The following is a 17,523-nucleotide window of genomic DNA, read 5'->3' on the forward strand; positions in this document are numbered from 1 at the left end:
TATGGCTGCAATTGAAAAAACTGCCCAGCCGGCAACTTACAATTTACTGAGGGCGGCTTTAGCCCTATTCAAGAAATCGCCCGGTGATTTGACGGAGGCTGAGTTGCAGCAGGCCAAAACTCAAGCCTTAAATGAGTTCAGGATTGAAAGCCGTGTGCTGAATACGCCTGAAGCGTCGGCAGTGATCATCACTGATCAGGAATTGCAGCAAGCTTATCAGGAAATTCAGGGCCGTTATCAGGACGAGGCTGCTTTTTTCAGCGATCTGGAGAAAAACCGGCTCGACAAAGACAGCCTGCTGGCGGCATTGCATCGCCAGTGCAAGGTCAATACGGTGCTGGAGTTGGTCGCCAGCCGTGCGCCCGCTATCAGCGATATCGAAATCGGCATCTATTATCACCTGCATGCCGAGCAGTTTCATCTTCCTGAACGGCGCGAAGCCTGCCATATCTTCATCAGCATTAATCCGGATTATCCTGAAAATACCCTTGAGACGGCTTTAACGCGCGCTCAGGAAATCGCCGAAAAACTGCGTAAAAAGCCGCATAAATTTGCCGATCTGGCCTTACGGCATTCCGAATGCCCGACCGCTTTGCAAGGCGGCGTGCTGGGTACGGTGCCGCGCGGCACGCTGTATCCTGAATTGGATGCGGTGCTGTTTGACATGAAGGCAGGCGAAGTCAGCGAGGCGGTCAAATCGGAAATCGGCTTTCATGTGCTGTTGTGCAAGAGCATACAAAAGTCCGAGACTCTGTCCCTTGCAAAAGCAACACCCAAAATACGCCAGTTAATGAAGGATCGCGCCCGCCGTACCTGCCAGCGCGCCTGGTTAGCTGGTTTAGCCAATCATGAATCCGGGGAGAGCAGATCATGAGCGATAAAGAAACCAAACACTGTTCTTTTTGCGGCGTTAACCAATCCGCTTCGGTGCCGTTGATTGCGGGTAGCGAGGGTTATATCTGCGGGGCTTGCGTGTCACTGGCCAATCAAGTCGTCAGTAACTGGAGCCGGAAGAAAGAGCTTTCCGAAATGCAGGGTACATTGCCCATCCCTGCAAAAATCAAAGAACATCTCGATCAATACATTATCGGACAGCATCTGGCTAAAGAGATATTGTCCGTGGCTGTTTATAACCATTACAAACGCCTCAAGCACGAAAGCGGCGATGTCGGTTTGGGCGAGTTTGACAAGGATGTGGAAATCGGTAAATCCAACATCCTGCTGATCGGGCCGTCCGGTACCGGGAAGACGCTATTAGCCGGCACCTTGGCGAAAGTTGTCGGCGTACCGTTTGTCGTTGCCGATGCGACTACACTGACGCAGGCGGGCTATGTCGGCGATGATGTGGAAAATATTCTGGTTCGGTTGCTGGATGTCGCGGAAGGCAATATGACTAATGCGGAATGGGGCATCGTTTACCTTGATGAAATCGACAAAATCGCCCGCAGCTCCGAACAGCAAACCGGAACCCGCGATGTGTCCGGCGAGGGCGTGCAGCAGGCATTGCTAAGGCTGGTCGAAGGCTCTCACGTCAAGATTCCGGGAAAGGGACGCAACAAAGAGGGCGAAACCACGATGGATACGCGCAATATCCTGTTTATCGCCGGGGGCTCGTTTCCGGGCTTGGAAAAATATGTCGAAAAACGCCTGGTGCCGACCAATTCCGCCATCGGTTTTCATGCCGAAGTGAACAAAACGGCTGAAAAACCGGCATTGGAAGCCATGCTTAATGCGACGCAGCCCAGCGATTTGCGCAAGTTCGGCTTAATCCCCGAGTTTATCGGCCGCTTTCCGGTGCTGGCGCCGTTGGAACCGCTGGATGTAGACGCTTTGATCCAGGTGTTGACCGAACCTAAAAATGCTTTGGTGCGTCAGTATCAGCAGCTGTTTGCTTACGAAGGCGTGGAGTTGACATTCGAACAGGACGCCCTGGTCGAAATCGCCAAAAAGGCCATAGAACGCGAAACCGGGGCGCGCGGCTTACGCAGCATTATGGAACAGATATTACGCAAAACCATGTTCGATATTCCATCTGTTGATGACATTGAGCAATGCATTGTCGATGCCGATGTGGTTAAAGGCGAAGGCGAGATCAGGTTGATTAAAAAGGCCGAAACCAAGCTCAGGCAGCAGGCAGGGTAGAGTGCCCCTAATTTAAGAAATAACACCACGAAGACACGAAGGACACGAAGTTTTTATCTTGTTTTCTTCGTGCCCTTCGTGCCTTCGTGGTGAATTAATTAACAAAACCGAGAACCTTATGAAAACCGAAGACAAAATCCACGCTCAACTGGCAGCCCAGCCGATCATCATTTACATGAAAGGCGTACCGGCCAATCCGCAATGCGGCTTTTCAGCCAAAGCGGTAGGTTTGCTCAATGCGACCCATATCCCTTACGCTTACGTGAACGTACTGGAAGCGCCATTTATCCGTGAAAAGTTGCCGAGCATTTCCCACTGGCCGACCTATCCCCAGCTGTTTGTTAACGCAGAACTGGTGGGCGGTTGCGACATCATTGAAGAAATGTCCAACAACGGCAGTTTATTACCCTTGTTAAAAAGCGCCGCGCCGAAAAAAACGGAAACTGCAAACGACGCATTAAGCGTTAGCGAGGTTATGCAACTGGTGCAGCAGGGAATCGACGATGCCAAAGTGATGGTCGAAGGGGAGGGTTGCGATTTAACAATCACCGTGGTCAGCTCGCAGTTTAACGATTTATCGATAGTAAAAAAACAGCAGTTGGTTCTGGCAACGTTAAAAGAGCCTTTGGCTTCGGGCAAGCTTCATGCGGTCAGCGTTAAAGCGTTCACCCCGGATGAATGGCAGGAGAAACAAAAGGCTGGCGGGCTGTTGCAAATTCAGCATTAAATTACTGATGTTATGCAATGAATAGGAAATCTTCACCACGAAGCCAAAAGTAGGCGCCTCTAGGCGACACGAAGGGCACGAAGGACAAATAAAACTTCGTGTCCTTCGTGTCTCGGCAATTGCTCCTGCATTGCTCTACCTCCTGCATCCATGCAGTCGTTCGTGGTGAAAAGTTTTTTACTTAATTAAAGAAAAGCTTACCCGCTAAGCGAGGACATCATGGCTAAAGTAGGCGTTTTTTTCGGCACGGACACAGGCAATACCCGGCGTATTGCCAAAGATATTACCACGGCATTGGGTTCAGTTATTGCCGCCAAGCCGGTGAATATTCGCAATGCCGAGGTCGCGGATTTGCAGGCGTATGACACCTTGATTTTAGGTACGCCCACTTATGGCGAAGGTCAATTGCCCGGCTTATCGACCGGCAACGCGACGACAAGTTGGGAGGAATTCTTGCCGAAGTTGGCAGGGCAGGATTTCAGCGGTAAAAAGGTAGCGGTTTATGGGTTGGGGAATCAAAAAAGCTATCCTACAGAATTTGTTGATGCCATGTTTTTTCTGTATGAGCAGTTCAAGCAATGCGGCGCCACCCAAATTGGCGCATGGGATACCGAAGGTTACAACTTTCAAAGTTCCTGGGCAGTCGTCGATAGCCGCTTTGTCGGTTTGGCCTTGGACCAGGAAAACCAGAAAGACCTTACCCCGGCAAGACTGGATGCCTGGTTAAAAATGCTGGCAGAGGCTTGGGATTGATATTTTAGGAGTGCAAGCTTCGCTTGCGCTTGCAGGCGCAGCTTTCGCTCCTCGGCAACTGCTCCTGCATCGCCTAAAGCGCCTACTGTTGGTGCTAAACCACAGGGATGTGGCGGCCGCGATTGCTCCAGGCAATCTTGCGGCATTTCCTCCATCCCTGGAGGTCAATGCAGCTTACGCAAGGAGCGGTTTTCTGCCTACCTCCTGCATCCTTGCAGTCGTAAAGCGCCTACTGTTGGTGCTTGCGCTTGCAGGCAAAGCCTGCACTCCGGTTTCATCAGTTGAATGGTTACAGCATGATAGAAGAATCAGCGATAGTGGTAAAAATAGAAAACCATCAAGTCTGGGTCGAAAGCGGACAAAGTAGCGCGTGCGGCGGTTGCCTGCAAAAAGCATCGTGCTCCACCAATGCAGTCGGCAGCGTTCTCAAGAAAAAAGCAGTGCCGGTGGATAGCGATATCCAACTGAAAACCGGGGATCAAGTCATGGTCGCAATTGATGAAAATCTGCTGCTTCGCGCATCCCTGTTGTTGTATCTGGTGCCGTTAATCGCCCTGTTTACCGGTGCGGGCGTTGCCGATTGGCTGCTGGATAGCATGCAACATGCGGATTTATGGATTGCCGGCAGCGCCATGCTGAGTTTCTTGATTTCACTGTGGCTAATCAATAAGACGCAAGGCTTTTTGATACTGAGTTACGCCCGGCCTGTCGTAGTCAGGAAGGTTTAACCTGTAGTGCCGGTATGAATGTTTGGGCTATTGATAAGGATATTCCGCTTAAGCTCCTGTTGCTGGAACTGGTGCACCGTTACGGCGAAAATACCTTGGCGCTGAACAATCAGGTACAGCATTTCCAGGCCATTGATTTATGCACGGTGAACGAACCGGACATTTCCGCCTATATCTACACGTTCGGACAGAACGCAGGGCGTTACGGCATAGACCTGAAATATCCGATTTTTGCACACAATATCGTCGGCGAAAATGAAAACCTGACCCTGGATCAAATCATAGAGATACTCTCCATTCATCTTTTTTCTTAAACCCGCAGCCATGAATCAACAACAACCAGCCGGATTTCTCTATTTCGTCAGTTACAGCGGAGTCAAACTTCCGCTAAAGCTGGTCAACGAAATCACGGAAGACAGTTTAAACAACCGAAACACGTATTACCGTAGCCGCTTTGATGCCCAGAACAGAATGCAGCTTTGCCAGAAAATTGTCTATGGCGAGGTTGAATCGGAACATCAATACCAATATTACGAGAGCGGCGTTTTAAAATCGGCGCAGATAACTGAGGATGATGAAATCAGGGAGATTCGTTTTAATGAGTCGGGCGAGATGATGTGATCTGACAAGATTTGCTAATCAGCTTTTACAGGCTGCTTTAGCTCACAAGCGGACAAAGAACCAAAAATCAATTTGTGTGTCAGCGTACAGACGCAAGCAATATTTTGCTTATATTTTATCTTTAACATTTACCCCTTAAATCCTTACAGTGCCGATTAACGTCTGGTTGTTACGAGCCAAGTTGACCGCTGCTATGCCTGATCATTACAACTCAGGCTGCCCTTTCAGCCGGATGAGGGGTGAAGGGACAGTCCGTGAGAGCGTCATAAATAGCGTCAATTACATCAAGACCCAAAAAGGTGCACCAAATGGAAACGTACAATTCATCGAAAGCGGCGCCCATTAATTTCGACACTATCCAAACACTTGTCCATCAGGGCAAGACTGTCGTTTCTTCAGAAGATTCTGCAATAATTGAATGGGCAATTAAGACAATTACGGAAGGCAGAACGGCAACACTCTACTGTAAACCGACCGTGTTTGAGGCGATCAGAAGATGGTACTGGACACCGGAACGCGTCAAGCTCGTTGGATTCAAGCCTATTTCGCCGGAACAAGCTGCGAGGGTTAAATCGGATTTCAACATAGAGGTCGATGGATACGCTAACAGTTTGGATTGTCCTCGATGCGGACACGTCTACAGTACGTACGAGTTTATACAACAAGGCATCGAGGAGCATGGCGAAGAGCTTGTAAGAGCTGCGTTCTCGCTCAAGCGAGCAGCTATTATTCAAATCAATCCCGTGCAAGACACAATTTGTCGGAACTGCCGCTTGCACATCTTACTCGGTGGGAACGGGATTTACGGGGGCTATGATTACGAATATCGGTGCCCTTTGAACAATGCCTATGCCTGCTGCAGGGCTGTTGTTATTGTGGCCGCAGCCCCAAACGTTCGGCTTCGCCCTGATTTGGTTTGATGGCACGTCGTCAGGATACTCATCCGCCATCGAGCGGCGGATCTTGGATTCATCCCGTACTGGCTGTCATGTATGTTCCTGATAGCGCCTTGATATACGGGTGCTGTAGCGGTGAAATACCCATGCTCACTTGCAGGTGAATTAGGTGCAGGCAGATGCCCACACAGTGTTGACGACCGCCAGGTTAGCATGCTGCCCAATAACAATGTGGAAGGAGAAACCTTATGAATGAAAACAGCACCCACCAGTGTCCTTTTTGCAAGGAGGACGTTAAGGCTGAAGCAACCAAATGCAAGCATTGCGGGTCACGGATCGCAGCAGCGCGACCGGAACACGGCGGCATATGCCCATTTTGCAAGGAGGCGATTAATCCTGAAGCTGTTCTATGCAAGCACTGTAAATCCAACCTTCAAGCACCGAAAGACTGCGGCTGCTCAGAAGCGTCTGCTGGCCTCGGGCTCCTACGGTCGGTCGGGCTTCAGCGGCCTAGCACTGGCGTTTTGAGTGCCGAACGCGCGAATCAATGTGAAACGTGGTGTGTTGGCTCGACTCTTATGTGCGCGTGTCCTGTCCATGTTCCGGGTATGGGTGATGGAATCATTATCTATGCCTGCGGCACTTGCATAAACGATCCGATCATCACTGCCTTTGCTCCATAATTCGAGGCTACGCATCACGTGGAAAATGAAGTCAGTTCTCACAGTCCAACATCGGCCTAACTTTGTGCTCCAAGCGTCGGCTGATCTGCATCGTTCAACGGCAGCTCATTGAATGCGCGGCTTTGAGTGTCGCTTAAGGAGGTTTTGGCTTTTTCATTCCCGCTCCAAATTTACCCGATTCTCAGCTATATACTCAGCCAAAATAAAGCAAAAAGATAACCCGGCGTAGGCCCCGAAAGCTGAAAAGAAAAACCGTAGTATAACCACGCTCCACATTGACCTCATTACAGTGTCGAATGCGTAATGGCAAGACCGGAGCCCATATTTCTAGAAGCGCTTGGACTCTGGGCCCGATCAGCACGGCTTGAGCAACACTCATGCGGCACCGCTTTCTTGTTGGAGAGTGACCATGTACATTGAGATTTCAACGGCGAGGTCACAGAAGCGAAAATCATATCCCACCATGGATCGTCCCGTTATTACCGGCCTTTCAGCCCTGCGCCGGTTTGCACGGGTGATGATCATTCTTTCTATCGAGGCTTGCGCTATGGCCCATGCGAATAACCCCACATCCGATCTGGAAGACAGTGTCTGCGGTATCGTGCGTGAACCGTTGGCTTTCTGGCAATTCCGGCAGGCCGCCGGAGCGCCCGATGCAAGCCGCATCCGGTCGATACCCAACATCGAGCGGCTGTCGTTTACCACCCGCGATGGCCGCGAACTGGGCGGCTATAAGCTTCGCGCCGACCATCCTCAAGGTTATCTGCTGGTGGCTCAAGGCAATGCCATGCTGGCCGACCAGATCATGGGCGTGCTGAGCTTCTTCCGGGATTACGGGCTCGATGTCTACGTGTACGATTACCGCGGCTACGGACTTTCCGAAGGCAAGAGCCGGCTCAAGGCCATGGTATCCGATTACCGGGAAATCGTTGCCGCCCTGAATGCCCAAGGCTATGGCCGGCGCTATCTCTACGGCATGTCCATGGGCGGCGTTATCCTGACTAATGCTATCGGCCCAAGCGAGGACTATGACGCGCTGGTATTGGACTCGCCCCCTAGCCGGATTTCCGGTCTGGGCTGTCCCGAAGACTACGACCCGGTACGCAACTTGCCGCAAGACGGCGCCAGGCTGATGCTCATCATCGGCTTGAAAGATCGGGTGGTGCCGCCGGGAGACATCGAGGAGCTGTCCCAGATCCTGGAACAGCGGGGCGGCCGGGTGCTGAAATCGCCCGAGTTCGCTCATCCGTTGATGGACCTCGACCCGATCATCCGCCGACGGCGCTTACAGTCTGTCGCGGATTTTCTGGTGCGATGAACCCCTTCGCAGCGCTTCTGATTGGCTTGCTGCTATGCTCCTCTTGTACGGGGGGCGCGAAAGCTCCTTCTTTTTCCGCTGAGGATGAGCCTCTTACCTCGATCTATTTGATCAACCACGGCAAGCACGCCGGTATAGTCGTCAGGAAGGCAGACATCCCCACCGGACTTTGGCCGGAAAGCAGCGATTTTCCCGATGCAGACTATCTGGAACTGGGCTGGGGCGACTGGGATTATTATCAGACGGATGATCCCGGCCTTTGGCTGGCCCTGAAAGCCGCCTTCTGGTCCACTGCCAGCGTACTTCATGTGGTTGGCGTTAAAGGCTCCGTCGCAGACCGGTTTGCCGGTTATGAAGTCATCCGGCTTGAGCTGGCGCCAGACAACTTCGCCAGGCTTGTGGCTTATATCCACCAAAGCTTTGCCAGAAACGGAGAAGCGAAAGCAAGACCAATAGGGCCGGGGTACGGCCTGGGCAGCCGTTTTTATCCCGCCCGAGGAGAATTTCACCTTTACAACACCTGCAATGGCTGGGTGGCGCGCGCTCTGGAGGCGGCTGGCTATTCGATGGGCGTTTTCCGTCCGGTCACGGCGGATCAGTTGATGGCAAAGGCTCGCCAATTCGCCGTGCAATAATAAGCGTTAGTTCAAAAATGTGAGCGTTGGGTAGCCGATGCAGTCGCTTCAAACCATCGACTCCGACAGATTGAAAAAGTGGTCACTACCCTGTCAGACACTGACCGACAGGGTTCGACTCATTATAGACAGTCAAATTTGTTTAAAAAAGATAACATTTAAAGGGGTAGTCGATCTGAACATTAAAAAGAACGTGCCGAAAAGTGTACTGTTTACAGTCATTAAGAGCCTGGTGTGCACGTGGTATTGAGGTTGTTTAAGCCCTCAAGCGTAAACGAGTCTGGATGTTCGGCCTTCCAGATCAAAGGCCGGGGACTCAATCACTTAATGATCAATGCGTCAAGCCGCCACGCACTGCCCGTACTAAGGCTTCGCTGGTCTTAGGGGAGGTGTTTACGGCTCCAAAGTCAAAAGAGACGTGCCATGCCAAGTAGTTACGTTCGGAGTCGGACGTAGACGACCACCAATTCCCGCCAGAAATTACCCCGAAAGGTTGAGGCGGAACCACGAATATTGGATCGATTGCGGGGCTGAGTCGGCCATAATCCACAATACTCTGCAACTCCTTTACATTCGGCACCCGCCAGTCACAGTGTCCTGCATAGCAAGGCTCGGTATTCAAGCCCTTGATGAAAACATCAAAGGCATCGCCCCATGTGTAAGCGTTGTCCGCATCGTGTGCATTGGTCGGATCTTCCAGCATATCCCAGTTAAGCTTCTTTTCCCACTCCAGCTTAGTATTGTCATCAGTGATGGTATCGCCATTATCGGTGTAGTGCAGGAGGCCACCGGCTTGAATTTCGCCGTCCTGACCCGTGCCTGCGCAGTTGATTCTCTGACCGGAGCCACCTGCGCTCCAGCACTCCGTTTGGCCGGTCGCTGGGAACTTTTCCGCGCTCGCCAAGTCGGCTTTGCACTGGTTTAAATCCGCTTGACACCGCGGCAACCCTCCGGCCGCGGGTGGGACCACCGGATTAGCCGCCCCCGCTGTGCTGATCAAGCCCAGGGCTAGGACGCTCTGTACGAGCAGGAAAATCGGTTGTCTGGCAATCATTTTTTTCATAGTTGTTACCTCTAAAATTAGTGGAGTCGGATTGTTCGTATGGCTGCCGGCGGCTACCAGCCGTCCCGAGAACAGTGAATAGAAATTTCCAATGCACCTTCTTCCAAGTTACTCGACTGCTCGAGTTCCTCGCTTTACACTTATTATTTCAAGCTCAGAGATTGTGGTAGATTCTCGGTCACGGCAGTGTAAAGCCCTTAAGATGTGGTGAATGTCAGAACCACATCAATTAAGCCTTAACTACTGGCATAGTAAGCGCTAGATCTAGTAATAATAACAGCCTGTAAGATAAAGAATCCATGTGTCAGAGTCATGACCCAAACGGGTCAAATTAATCAGACTTCCGCAGAGGCCATGCCTGCGCCCTCTACCCTACCCATGACTCGCTGTGATCTAATCTGACCCTCACTTGGATTCCCCTACGGGGATTTTTTATGCTCGATAGAGAATGGGGTGGCAGATTAAATAAATCTGATTAAAAACCGCTTTGTTTGCTAGAGGAGCATGAGCCCAATAAGGCATGATACGTGGGCCGCATTTGGCAACCACGCCAATCCGCATGTTGGGCAACAATCATAAGCACCGGATGCCCCACGACGGCGATTATCGACTATGGCTACGGCAAGCTATTTTCTCAGGCGCTTTCGACACACTTGGCTTAGCGGGCGAGGGTAACTTGTAACAGCACATTTCGGGTATTGTTGCTCCAGGTGAGCTCATGGAGGTCAAACTCATTAGCGTTCTGCCTGTCGCCGTCATCTAATTTGATGCCCAATTTGCTGAGCTTAAAATGGGTTTTATTAATGCTCAACAACTTGGCCGGGTTTTCGATGCATCCGATCAGGGTGTCCAGATAAACATCCGGGTTGGCCAGACTCTTTACTCTAGACTCGTATGAATCATCGTCAGTCTTGAAAGCTTGATCGTTCATGCGCAGCGTCAGCTCTTGCTTAACCTGGGCCACTGCGTAATCAAACAGATACTTTTTTAGTGCCGTGCTTAGCTCTGCACTGCTGGCGCAAGGAGTATGGATTTTGTGCGAAGCGAAATTGACCGCCTGTTGCGGAACTTCACGAATGAGCATATTGCCTTGCATACCTATGCCCAGCGTTTCCTTTTCACTCTTGGTGGCAGTTAACAACGCATACAATACCGGGACTTGATATTTACTGTGGGCGCGCAAAAAGACATTCAGACTGGGGGTGGTGTTAAACAGCTTGTCGATGTCGTTGCTGTTGACGAACAGGGCGTTGACGAGTGGATCAGTCCCAAATGCGTTCAGGTTCAAGTCGACGGGTGGCGGAATCTCATTAGCGACCTGAAGGACATGGTTGTACAGTCCCCGCACATGTTCCCTTAACTTATGGGCGTAACCTTGTACGGCTCGCATCTTACTGTTTGACGCATCAACGAAACTTTCGACGATCTGCCGGTCTTCCGCCGCCAGTGGCACCACGTCGTGAATATGGCTGCTCAGGCTGCTGACAAGGTTTTGCATGTGATCTAATTGGTCGTCGAAAAACGTTATAAGACTTAAGGCTTCGAGAGTTCGCCTATCGTTGTTCATGACCGTCTCTTCCCATGCGGGTACCAGGCGGGAAGGTTTAACTGGGTATTGAAAAAGGCCATTTATATGTAAGTTCAATCATAAGAGCTGTTTACTTCAGGGGCATTGCTGATGCGCTTTTTCAACAGCCTATTAGCATTAAGAGGGTTGGCGGTTGCTTAATTTTAACCCACCCACTATCAACAGCAAGGTCTTCTTACTAATTGGGTTTTTAATGCTTATTTTGAGAGAGCGTCTGTTTTGGTCGGTTACGCTGGTTTGCGCTCCAGATTGGGAACCAGCATAAAGCTCAGGCAGTAAGCCGGGTAGGATGGATAGGGCGATAGCGACTCGTTAGAGCACGCAGTGAAACCTATCCTGCTGCGCTATGGCGTTCCCAAGTAGCGCACTCGTCGTTATTTTAGTATAGGCGCTGGAATGACAGCCTCGGATGTAGGCTGGACACGTGCGTCCTGCGATTAACGCGGGGGCAGGCTTATTCTCCTGCCTGCGGGAGATATATGTGTATAAAGACGAGAGACAATGAGGTAAAAACAAACGAGCGAAAAAATGAGCAATGGCAAAAATGGCAGAGGATAACTTGAAAGGGCAAAGACGGTAGCCGAGTTAGCACCATTGAACGATAAGCCGGCGCTGGACGCCCAGTGATCCGCATGAAGTTCGTTGATTATAGCTACACAATAAATCAATAGCTTGTGCTGTGCTAACAATGCAAACGAACTTCTCGCTGGGCACTTACCGGCAGGGAAATTAACATAAAGTAACGCCCCCGTTATGAAAATAACGGGGTGTTATTTTAATTACCTTCGGTACCAGTAACGTTGCTGGTTTTTCTCTTTTCTAAATTTTGAAAAGTTTCAGATTGCAACTGCTCTACCGCACCACTTTGCAAATGCTTGGTTTCGTCCTTTTTAAGCAGTACAACTAAAACAATCACAGCAACAATAGCAACGCCAGCGATATACCATGTGTAGTCTTTTTCTTGTTCTTCAGCCATTTTAAAATCCTCGCAGTTTATTTAATTATATTTTGTTCCCTTTCCTCAAAGGGGGCTTGACTGGACAAAGTGATATACAGGTCTGCAATCGGCCGAAAATGTTCATACATTATCAGGTCAAAAATTGCTCACCTATCACCCCGCCCACAGCTCAACATTACATATTCAGAGCTAAATACACAATATGTAATGATACCTAATAGTTACTAACTCAAAAATCGGCGGCTTTTATGCGCATGTAAACAATTCGTAAAGTTTTACCGATCTTTCACTGACTGCCTGGTTTTGGCCGAGCTACGTCATCCGCGAAAGACAGAGTCCGCCCCATTGCGGTCTATCGCTCCAGCTGATTCAATGGCAGCAATTTGATCATTACTGGCCATCATTACTTATCGCCGATGATATACGGAAAGAAAAATCATATGTTGATCAAGAAATTATCGTGTAGAAGAGCATTTGCCGGTAGATATACGCTTAACTATTTAATTCCTTGTTAAGCGTTCGGTGTGAAAGCAGTCAGTTCGATTTGCTTGCATGAGTGTTGATGGTTGCGGTTTAGTTTGTGAATAGTGCAACATATAGCCTCACCGCAACGCGGTGATTCAGCTAAAACCCTATACACTGAGCTGTACAGAAAAGGAGAGACTAGGTGAGAATTTTTTTGATAGCTGTAATTATTATTTCTTTCGCAGGTTCTGCATTAGCTCAGGATAAAATCGATCGCATGGGCGCTGTTACCATGGAATCATTTACGCCGGATACGGTTAAGTGGAATGACGAACCGATACTACCTAAAGGTGCCCAAAGTGTAGTTCTAGTCGGTGACCCAAACAAGGCAGGTGTTTTTATCGCTTGGCTGAAATTTCCGTCCAATTATCCGATTCCACCCCACATACACCCATTTACAGAAGTCATTACAGTCCTGAGCGGCAAATTAGGAAATGGCATCGGTGAAACATTCAACACGAAGAAGGGTGAGATGCTTAAAGCAGGTTCCAGTTTTGTGCTACCCGCAGGTCACACTCATTATGTCTGGACAACTGATGAGGAAACAGTTATTGAGCTAATCGCCACAGGGCCATGGGGTATTACTTATACGAATCCTACCGATGATCCCCGTAACAAGAAATAGGGCGTAGGTAGTGTGAACTTGCGAACCCCAGCAAAATTTAAATCAAGCTTAACCCAGCGCTCCAGCGGACTCCGCTAATACTCCACCGCTGAGCTTTACGTTATGTCGCAAGACGACTTATCACAATGGAGAATAGATATGGTGAAGCAAGCAAAGAACACGATTTGCCTTTGGTACGACCGCGACGCCGAGGACGCGGCGCGATTTTACGCCAAGACCTTTCCCGATTCATCCGTTGGTGCGGTGCACCTCGCACCGGGGGACTTTCCGTCAGGGAAGAAAGGGGATGTGTTGACAGTCGAGTTTACCGTGATGGGAATTCCCTGCCTCGGGCTCAATGGCGGACCCGAGGTCAAACACAACTGGGCATTCTCGTTTCAGGTCGCCACCGCTGACCAGGCCGAAACGGATCGTTATTGGAACGCCATCGTCGGCAACGGCGGCGAAGAGAGTGCGTGCGGCTGGTGCAAGGACAAATGGGGCCTGTCCTGGCAGATTACGCCGCTAGCTCTGACGAAAGCAATTACCGATCCCGATACCGCTGCTGCCAAGCGCGCGTTCGATGCGATGATGCAGATGAAAAAGATCGACATCGCTGCAATCGAGGCGACGCGCCGCAGTTGAAGCATTTTGGAGGCGTGCATGCCCTTCTATCGAAGTCGTTCCGTGGCGGCGCGGTACGACATAACCCGCCAATGCAGCGGACCGGCCGCTGATCGGCCTTACGTTAAGCTTTATCGCAACCAACCCAAAGGAGAAACATCATGAAATGCAATCAAAGTAATCCCGTCGTCTGGTTTGAAATTTACGTACAAAACATGGAACGTGCCAAAGCATTCTATGAAGCCGTACTCGCAGTTAAACTGGAAAAAATGCCTGCTCCGACTGAGGACATGAATATGGAGATGTGGAGCTTTCCTGCGGACAACGACGCTGCTAAAACCACTTATGGCGCGTGCGGAATGTTGGTGAAAATGGAAGGTGTTGCCTCTGGATGTGGTGGCACGTTAGTTTATTTTGCCTGTGAAGACTGTGCTGTAGAAGCCGCCCGTGCTACCGAAAATGGTGGCAGTATTTTCAAAGAAAAAATGTCCATCGGCGAACACGGCTTTATTTCGCTGGTGTACGACACTGAGGGCAATATGATTGGTCTTCATTCAATGTAGCCAACATGTCACCTGTTTAACATTATGCTCAACCGGAGCGCGGTTATAATCCGGTTTTATTTTTCAGTTTCCCGTGCCGTGCCCAGTTAGCTCTACGTTGAGCGGCAGCTTTCTGGCTCTCACCTGTCATTGACCTGATATATTGGCCGACCGCTTTTGGCCGGTTGTTACCAGTCGGGGTGGCATTGTCGAACCGTTATTTATACTTGATACTCCTTTGATTAAACAGCGCAACGGAGTTTCGGTTTAGTCATCCCGCTCCTTCATCCAATACCGTAATGTCGGGCAACGATTACAGCGGTTGCCCGACGTACAAGACTACGCCGGATTAGGTCGGCCAAGAAACCTTTGTAATTGAGGGAACAATAATTACAAAAGGGGATTAGAAAAATCAACTAATGTTGGTTAGGCGACAAATGCAACAAAAACAGCGACCGATTGCCTGAAAGCCCGCATAAGCCAAATGCAAGCATCGAAACCATTAGCGACTTAGTCTGCTGCTTGGTAGCCATTGTTATGAATCCGGCATTGCCGCCAGACGGTTCTCCAGTTCTGCGCTGACCAAAGCATCGTAATGGCGCTGCAGGATGGAGTCGGTCGGGCGCGGCCACAGCGCGGATTCGATTTCAGCGCGCAGATGCGTCAGAAAATGCGGCTTGAGCGACGAATCCTCGGGGATTCCCAGTTCTGAGTGCGAGCCGGAATCACCGGGAGCGACGGATTGTTGGAGAGATTGGGTAGAAGGCGACGTGCTGCTACCGAACGGTAAAAAAGCGCATACTGCGATTAAAAGCATTGCCAGAAACAACAGAGTAACTTCGAACATATCAATACCTCGCGATTATTTGGAAAATGTCGAGTACCCACAGCAGATGGATGGGGAACTCAGGTTTTTAATAAGCAATTAAAATGCCACGCCGTTTTTAAAAGGCATCGATTTTGGCGGCTGCAATCTCCGCCATGAATTGAGCGACCCAGTGTTCGACGCGGGGCAGGCAGCCGTTCAGCGAGGCCTGCTTTTCCGGGATGGCGAAGAAGTCGGGTTCATGAAGATAGGGGGATGCGAGTCTGCCGACATCGAAGGCATCGTGACTGAGATCGACGATTCGCCCGCCGATGACGTTGTATTGATGTTCATAGTGGCCGCAGATTGTCCCGCCGAAGACCTGGTTCATGAACAGGCTGCCATATTTGCACGATCCGGAAAGATCGGTTGGAACGAGTGCGCCCCGCTCGGCGGCTTGTTCGCACCATTTACGGAACACAAAGATCTTGGCTTGTGCGAAACGTTCGTAGGAATAGGCAAGTTGTGCTTCCCGGTCTTTAGTCCAATCTGTCATTTTAAAGACCTTAGGTGATTTCCATGAAAGTCCATCTGACAATTACGCATTTTTCTCACCACGAACGACTGTAAGGATGCAGGAGGTAGAGCACCAACAGTAGGCGCTTTAGGCGACGCAGGAGCAGTTGCCGAGACACGAAGAAAAAACATAAACTTCGTGTTCTTCGTGTCTTCGTGGTGAATAAAAGACTTGATACACAGGCTATATTCTTTACGGGACATTACCTTAACAAACCGCGTCATGAGTAAACCTGACCCGTTCCTCAGCCGAGCGCCCCAGGGCTTTGGCGAACCAGGGCGGCGGCGCATCGAATACTTTCTGAAATTCCTTTAACTGATCAACCGCTTCGGTCACATCAGGAATCTTGATCGGGTAAATATCGGCGCGTATCACCTTGGCCGCAGCCGGTCCGCCGATCGATTGCACGAACATGACGTGACAGTCTTTAATCAAATTGGCGCGGAACAGGTTTCTATCCTCGGCACTGTCGGCTTCAATGGTTGAGCGTATATCGACCAGCCGGTAATCGTGCTGAGACAACTGGTAAACCAGAAAACGGATGCAGGAGCCGAAATGGCCGTTAATCAGCGCGCCGCTGTTTGAACCTATCGCAACGCGGATCGAATCGGGCATGTCGCCGTCCTTATAAGGCATGATTTCCGGCAGGTCTTCATCTTCGGCTTCGTCGCCCCACAGGTAACGCACCGCCAGTTTGATATTGGCAAGGCCGATGCCGATGTCTTCGCCGTCTTCTTCGCCATCCAGGCTGCCCAAGCCGGTTTTAAGGTTGGTAACGGTGATGGATTTTAATTTTTCATCATCCAGCGGCGAGCCGACGCGCTCGTGTAATATTTCCAGCAGCCTCGGTATATCGATACCGGGCAGGATGCGTGATGCTAAGGCAATGCGTAAGGCTAGTTCACGGGGCAAGGCTTCCATTTTAATCTCCTGATTTAACAAGCTTGGATGAGTTTGAGTATTTTTCGGGTGGAGGCTAAATCCAGCGCAGTGAAATCGTCGTGCGTTTTAAGGCCTGGATCAGCGCCGGCCGCCAACAATTGTTCGACAACTTTCTCCCTGCCGCTGGATGCCGCGAAAATCAGGGCAGTCGCGCCGGAGGCGGTGTTTTGATGATTCATATCAATGCCGGCATCAACCAGTGCAGCAATGCAATCGCTGCTGTCGGCATAACAGGCGGCCCACAATGCGTTATTGCCGTATTGATCAGTCACATCCAGCGCCGCATTCTGTTCGAGCAAAAAGCGGAGCACATCGCTACGGCCCTGTTGGCTTGCCAGAATCAAAGGTTCAATGCCGTCACTGTTCTTTAAAACCGGTCGGGCTACAGAGAAATAGTTATTTTGTAACCAATCCCGTATTTCAGGCTTCATCAGGCTTCCTGATGCTGTTCTTTCCAGCTTGAGTAACCGCCTTCCAGGCTGTAGACATCCTTAAAGCCGAAATCATGGAAAAATTCGGCAAGATGCTCGCTGGCATGACCGTAATAACAATAAATCAATAAACTGCGCTGTTTGTCGCCGCGTTTGACTAATGACTCTTTCAGGCTTTCATGCACATGCAGGGCGTCTTGCAAATGACCGGCCTTATAATCTTTGATAGCCCTACAGTCCAGGATCATAGGCTTGGATTCTTGAATCAGGGTTTTAGAATCGGCAACAGAGATAATTTTATATTTCATGGTCGTGTTGATGATTAGGGTTGTAGTAAAGCCAACATTTTGTTGCTATGGAT

At 50.1% G+C, this 17,523-nt stretch carries 22 protein-coding genes; 14 read left to right on the forward strand and 8 right to left on the reverse strand.

What is annotated here, in order from left to right; translation table 11 throughout:
• The first annotated feature begins 1 nt into the window (after position 1).
• The 11 genes from nifM (at position 2) to M0R47_RS12315 (ending at position 8,503) form a co-directional block, all read left to right on the forward strand.
• On the forward strand, positions 2-874 hold the full coding sequence (gene nifM, locus M0R47_RS12265) for a nitrogen fixation protein NifM (protein ID WP_292555084.1): 873 nt from the start codon (positions 2-4) through the stop codon (positions 872-874).
• Positions 871-2,142, forward strand: coding sequence for an ATP-dependent Clp protease ATP-binding subunit ClpX (clpX, locus tag M0R47_RS12270; protein ID WP_292555086.1), 1,272 nt, complete (start codon positions 871-873; stop codon positions 2,140-2,142). The genes nifM and clpX overlap by 4 nt, the downstream gene beginning before the upstream one ends.
• A 118-nt stretch (positions 2,143-2,260) precedes the next feature.
• Positions 2,261-2,869, forward strand: a complete 609-nt coding sequence (gene grxD, locus M0R47_RS12275) for a Grx4 family monothiol glutaredoxin (protein WP_292555089.1) — start codon at positions 2,261-2,263, stop codon at positions 2,867-2,869.
• A gap of 219 nt (positions 2,870-3,088) precedes the next feature.
• Entirely contained in the window at positions 3,089-3,622 is a 534-nt protein-coding gene (locus M0R47_RS12280) for a flavodoxin (RefSeq protein WP_292555091.1), read from the forward strand.
• 296 nt (positions 3,623-3,918) lie between these two features.
• Positions 3,919-4,350, forward strand: coding sequence for a SoxR reducing system RseC family protein (locus M0R47_RS12285; RefSeq protein WP_292555094.1), 432 nt, complete (start codon positions 3,919-3,921; stop codon positions 4,348-4,350).
• Between the two features lie 14 nt (positions 4,351-4,364).
• Positions 4,365-4,664, forward strand: a complete 300-nt coding sequence (locus M0R47_RS12290; protein WP_292555097.1) for a hypothetical protein — start codon at positions 4,365-4,367, stop codon at positions 4,662-4,664.
• A 10-nt stretch (positions 4,665-4,674) separates the two neighbouring features.
• Positions 4,675-4,971 carry a DUF6156 family protein gene (locus tag M0R47_RS12295; RefSeq protein WP_292555100.1) on the forward strand — a complete coding sequence of 99 codons (297 nt, stop codon included), beginning with the start codon at positions 4,675-4,677 and terminating at the stop codon, positions 4,969-4,971.
• 308 nt (positions 4,972-5,279) lie between these two features.
• A complete protein-coding gene (locus M0R47_RS12300) occupies positions 5,280-5,891 on the forward strand; it encodes a hypothetical protein (protein ID WP_292555103.1) in 612 nt (203 codons plus the stop codon).
• A 228-nt stretch (positions 5,892-6,119) separates the two neighbouring features.
• Positions 6,120-6,395 (forward strand): hypothetical protein, encoded by a 276-nt coding sequence (locus tag M0R47_RS12305; RefSeq protein WP_292555105.1) that lies wholly within the window; start codon positions 6,120-6,122, stop codon positions 6,393-6,395.
• A gap of 618 nt (positions 6,396-7,013) precedes the next feature.
• Positions 7,014-7,868, forward strand: coding sequence for an alpha/beta fold hydrolase (locus tag M0R47_RS12310; protein WP_292555108.1), 855 nt, complete (start codon positions 7,014-7,016; stop codon positions 7,866-7,868).
• A complete protein-coding gene (locus tag M0R47_RS12315) occupies positions 7,865-8,503 on the forward strand; it encodes a DUF2459 domain-containing protein (protein ID WP_292555110.1) in 639 nt (212 codons plus the stop codon). Before M0R47_RS12310 ends, M0R47_RS12315 begins: the two co-directional genes overlap by 4 nt.
• Positions 8,504-8,834: 331 nt before the next feature.
• On the opposite strand, the gene M0R47_RS12320 is transcribed toward M0R47_RS12315, so the two are convergent.
• The 3 genes from M0R47_RS12320 to M0R47_RS12330 all read right to left on the reverse strand — a co-directional run bounded on the left by M0R47_RS12320 (position 8,835) and on the right by M0R47_RS12330 (position 12,130).
• On the reverse strand, positions 8,835-9,566 hold the full coding sequence (locus M0R47_RS12320; protein ID WP_292555112.1) for a DUF1566 domain-containing protein: 732 nt from the start codon (positions 9,564-9,566) through the stop codon (positions 8,835-8,837).
• Between the two features lie 658 nt (positions 9,567-10,224).
• On the reverse strand, positions 10,225-11,133 hold the full coding sequence (locus tag M0R47_RS12325; protein ID WP_292555115.1) for a hypothetical protein: 909 nt from the start codon (positions 11,131-11,133) through the stop codon (positions 10,225-10,227).
• Positions 11,134-11,929: 796 nt separating this feature from the next.
• Positions 11,930-12,130 (reverse strand): hypothetical protein, encoded by a 201-nt coding sequence (locus tag M0R47_RS12330; RefSeq protein ID WP_292555117.1) that lies wholly within the window; start codon positions 12,128-12,130, stop codon positions 11,930-11,932.
• Positions 12,131-12,779: 649 nt separating this feature from the next.
• On the opposite strand from M0R47_RS12330, the gene M0R47_RS12335 reads away from it, so the two are divergent.
• The 3 genes from M0R47_RS12335 to M0R47_RS12345 all read left to right on the forward strand — a co-directional run bounded on the left by M0R47_RS12335 (position 12,780) and on the right by M0R47_RS12345 (position 14,428).
• On the forward strand, positions 12,780-13,262 hold the full coding sequence (locus tag M0R47_RS12335) for a cupin domain-containing protein (protein WP_292555120.1): 483 nt from the start codon (positions 12,780-12,782) through the stop codon (positions 13,260-13,262).
• A 138-nt stretch (positions 13,263-13,400) separates the two neighbouring features.
• Positions 13,401-13,886: a VOC family protein gene (locus tag M0R47_RS12340; RefSeq protein WP_292555123.1), complete on the forward strand. Its 486-nt coding sequence runs from the start codon at positions 13,401-13,403 to the stop codon at positions 13,884-13,886.
• 140 nt (positions 13,887-14,026) lie between these two features.
• A complete protein-coding gene (locus M0R47_RS12345) occupies positions 14,027-14,428 on the forward strand; it encodes a VOC family protein (RefSeq protein WP_292555126.1) in 402 nt (133 codons plus the stop codon).
• 514 nt (positions 14,429-14,942) lie between these two features.
• Here M0R47_RS12345 and M0R47_RS12350 read toward each other — a convergent pair.
• The 5 genes from M0R47_RS12350 to M0R47_RS12370 form a co-directional block, all read right to left on the reverse strand.
• Positions 14,943-15,254, reverse strand: coding sequence for a hypothetical protein (locus M0R47_RS12350; protein ID WP_292555129.1), 312 nt, complete (start codon positions 15,252-15,254; stop codon positions 14,943-14,945).
• A 97-nt stretch (positions 15,255-15,351) separates the two neighbouring features.
• Complete coding sequence (locus M0R47_RS12355) at positions 15,352-15,768, reverse strand: transcriptional regulator (RefSeq protein WP_292555132.1); 417 nt, start codon at positions 15,766-15,768, stop codon at positions 15,352-15,354.
• 228 nt (positions 15,769-15,996) lie between these two features.
• A complete protein-coding gene (locus M0R47_RS12360; RefSeq protein WP_292555134.1) occupies positions 15,997-16,710 on the reverse strand; it encodes a dinitrogenase iron-molybdenum cofactor biosynthesis protein in 714 nt (237 codons plus the stop codon).
• A gap of 14 nt (positions 16,711-16,724) precedes the next feature.
• Positions 16,725-17,162 carry an ankyrin repeat domain-containing protein gene (locus M0R47_RS12365; RefSeq protein WP_292555136.1) on the reverse strand — a complete coding sequence of 146 codons (438 nt, stop codon included), beginning with the start codon at positions 17,160-17,162 and terminating at the stop codon, positions 16,725-16,727.
• A complete protein-coding gene (locus M0R47_RS12370) occupies positions 17,162-17,470 on the reverse strand; it encodes a rhodanese-like domain-containing protein (RefSeq protein ID WP_292555139.1) in 309 nt (102 codons plus the stop codon). The genes M0R47_RS12365 and M0R47_RS12370 overlap by 1 nt, the downstream gene beginning before the upstream one ends.
• Between the last annotated feature and the right edge of the window lie 53 nt (positions 17,471-17,523).

The organism is Methylobacter sp. (assembly GCF_023227905.1).
GTDB lineage: Bacteria > Pseudomonadota > Gammaproteobacteria > Methylococcales > Methylomonadaceae > Methylobacter_A.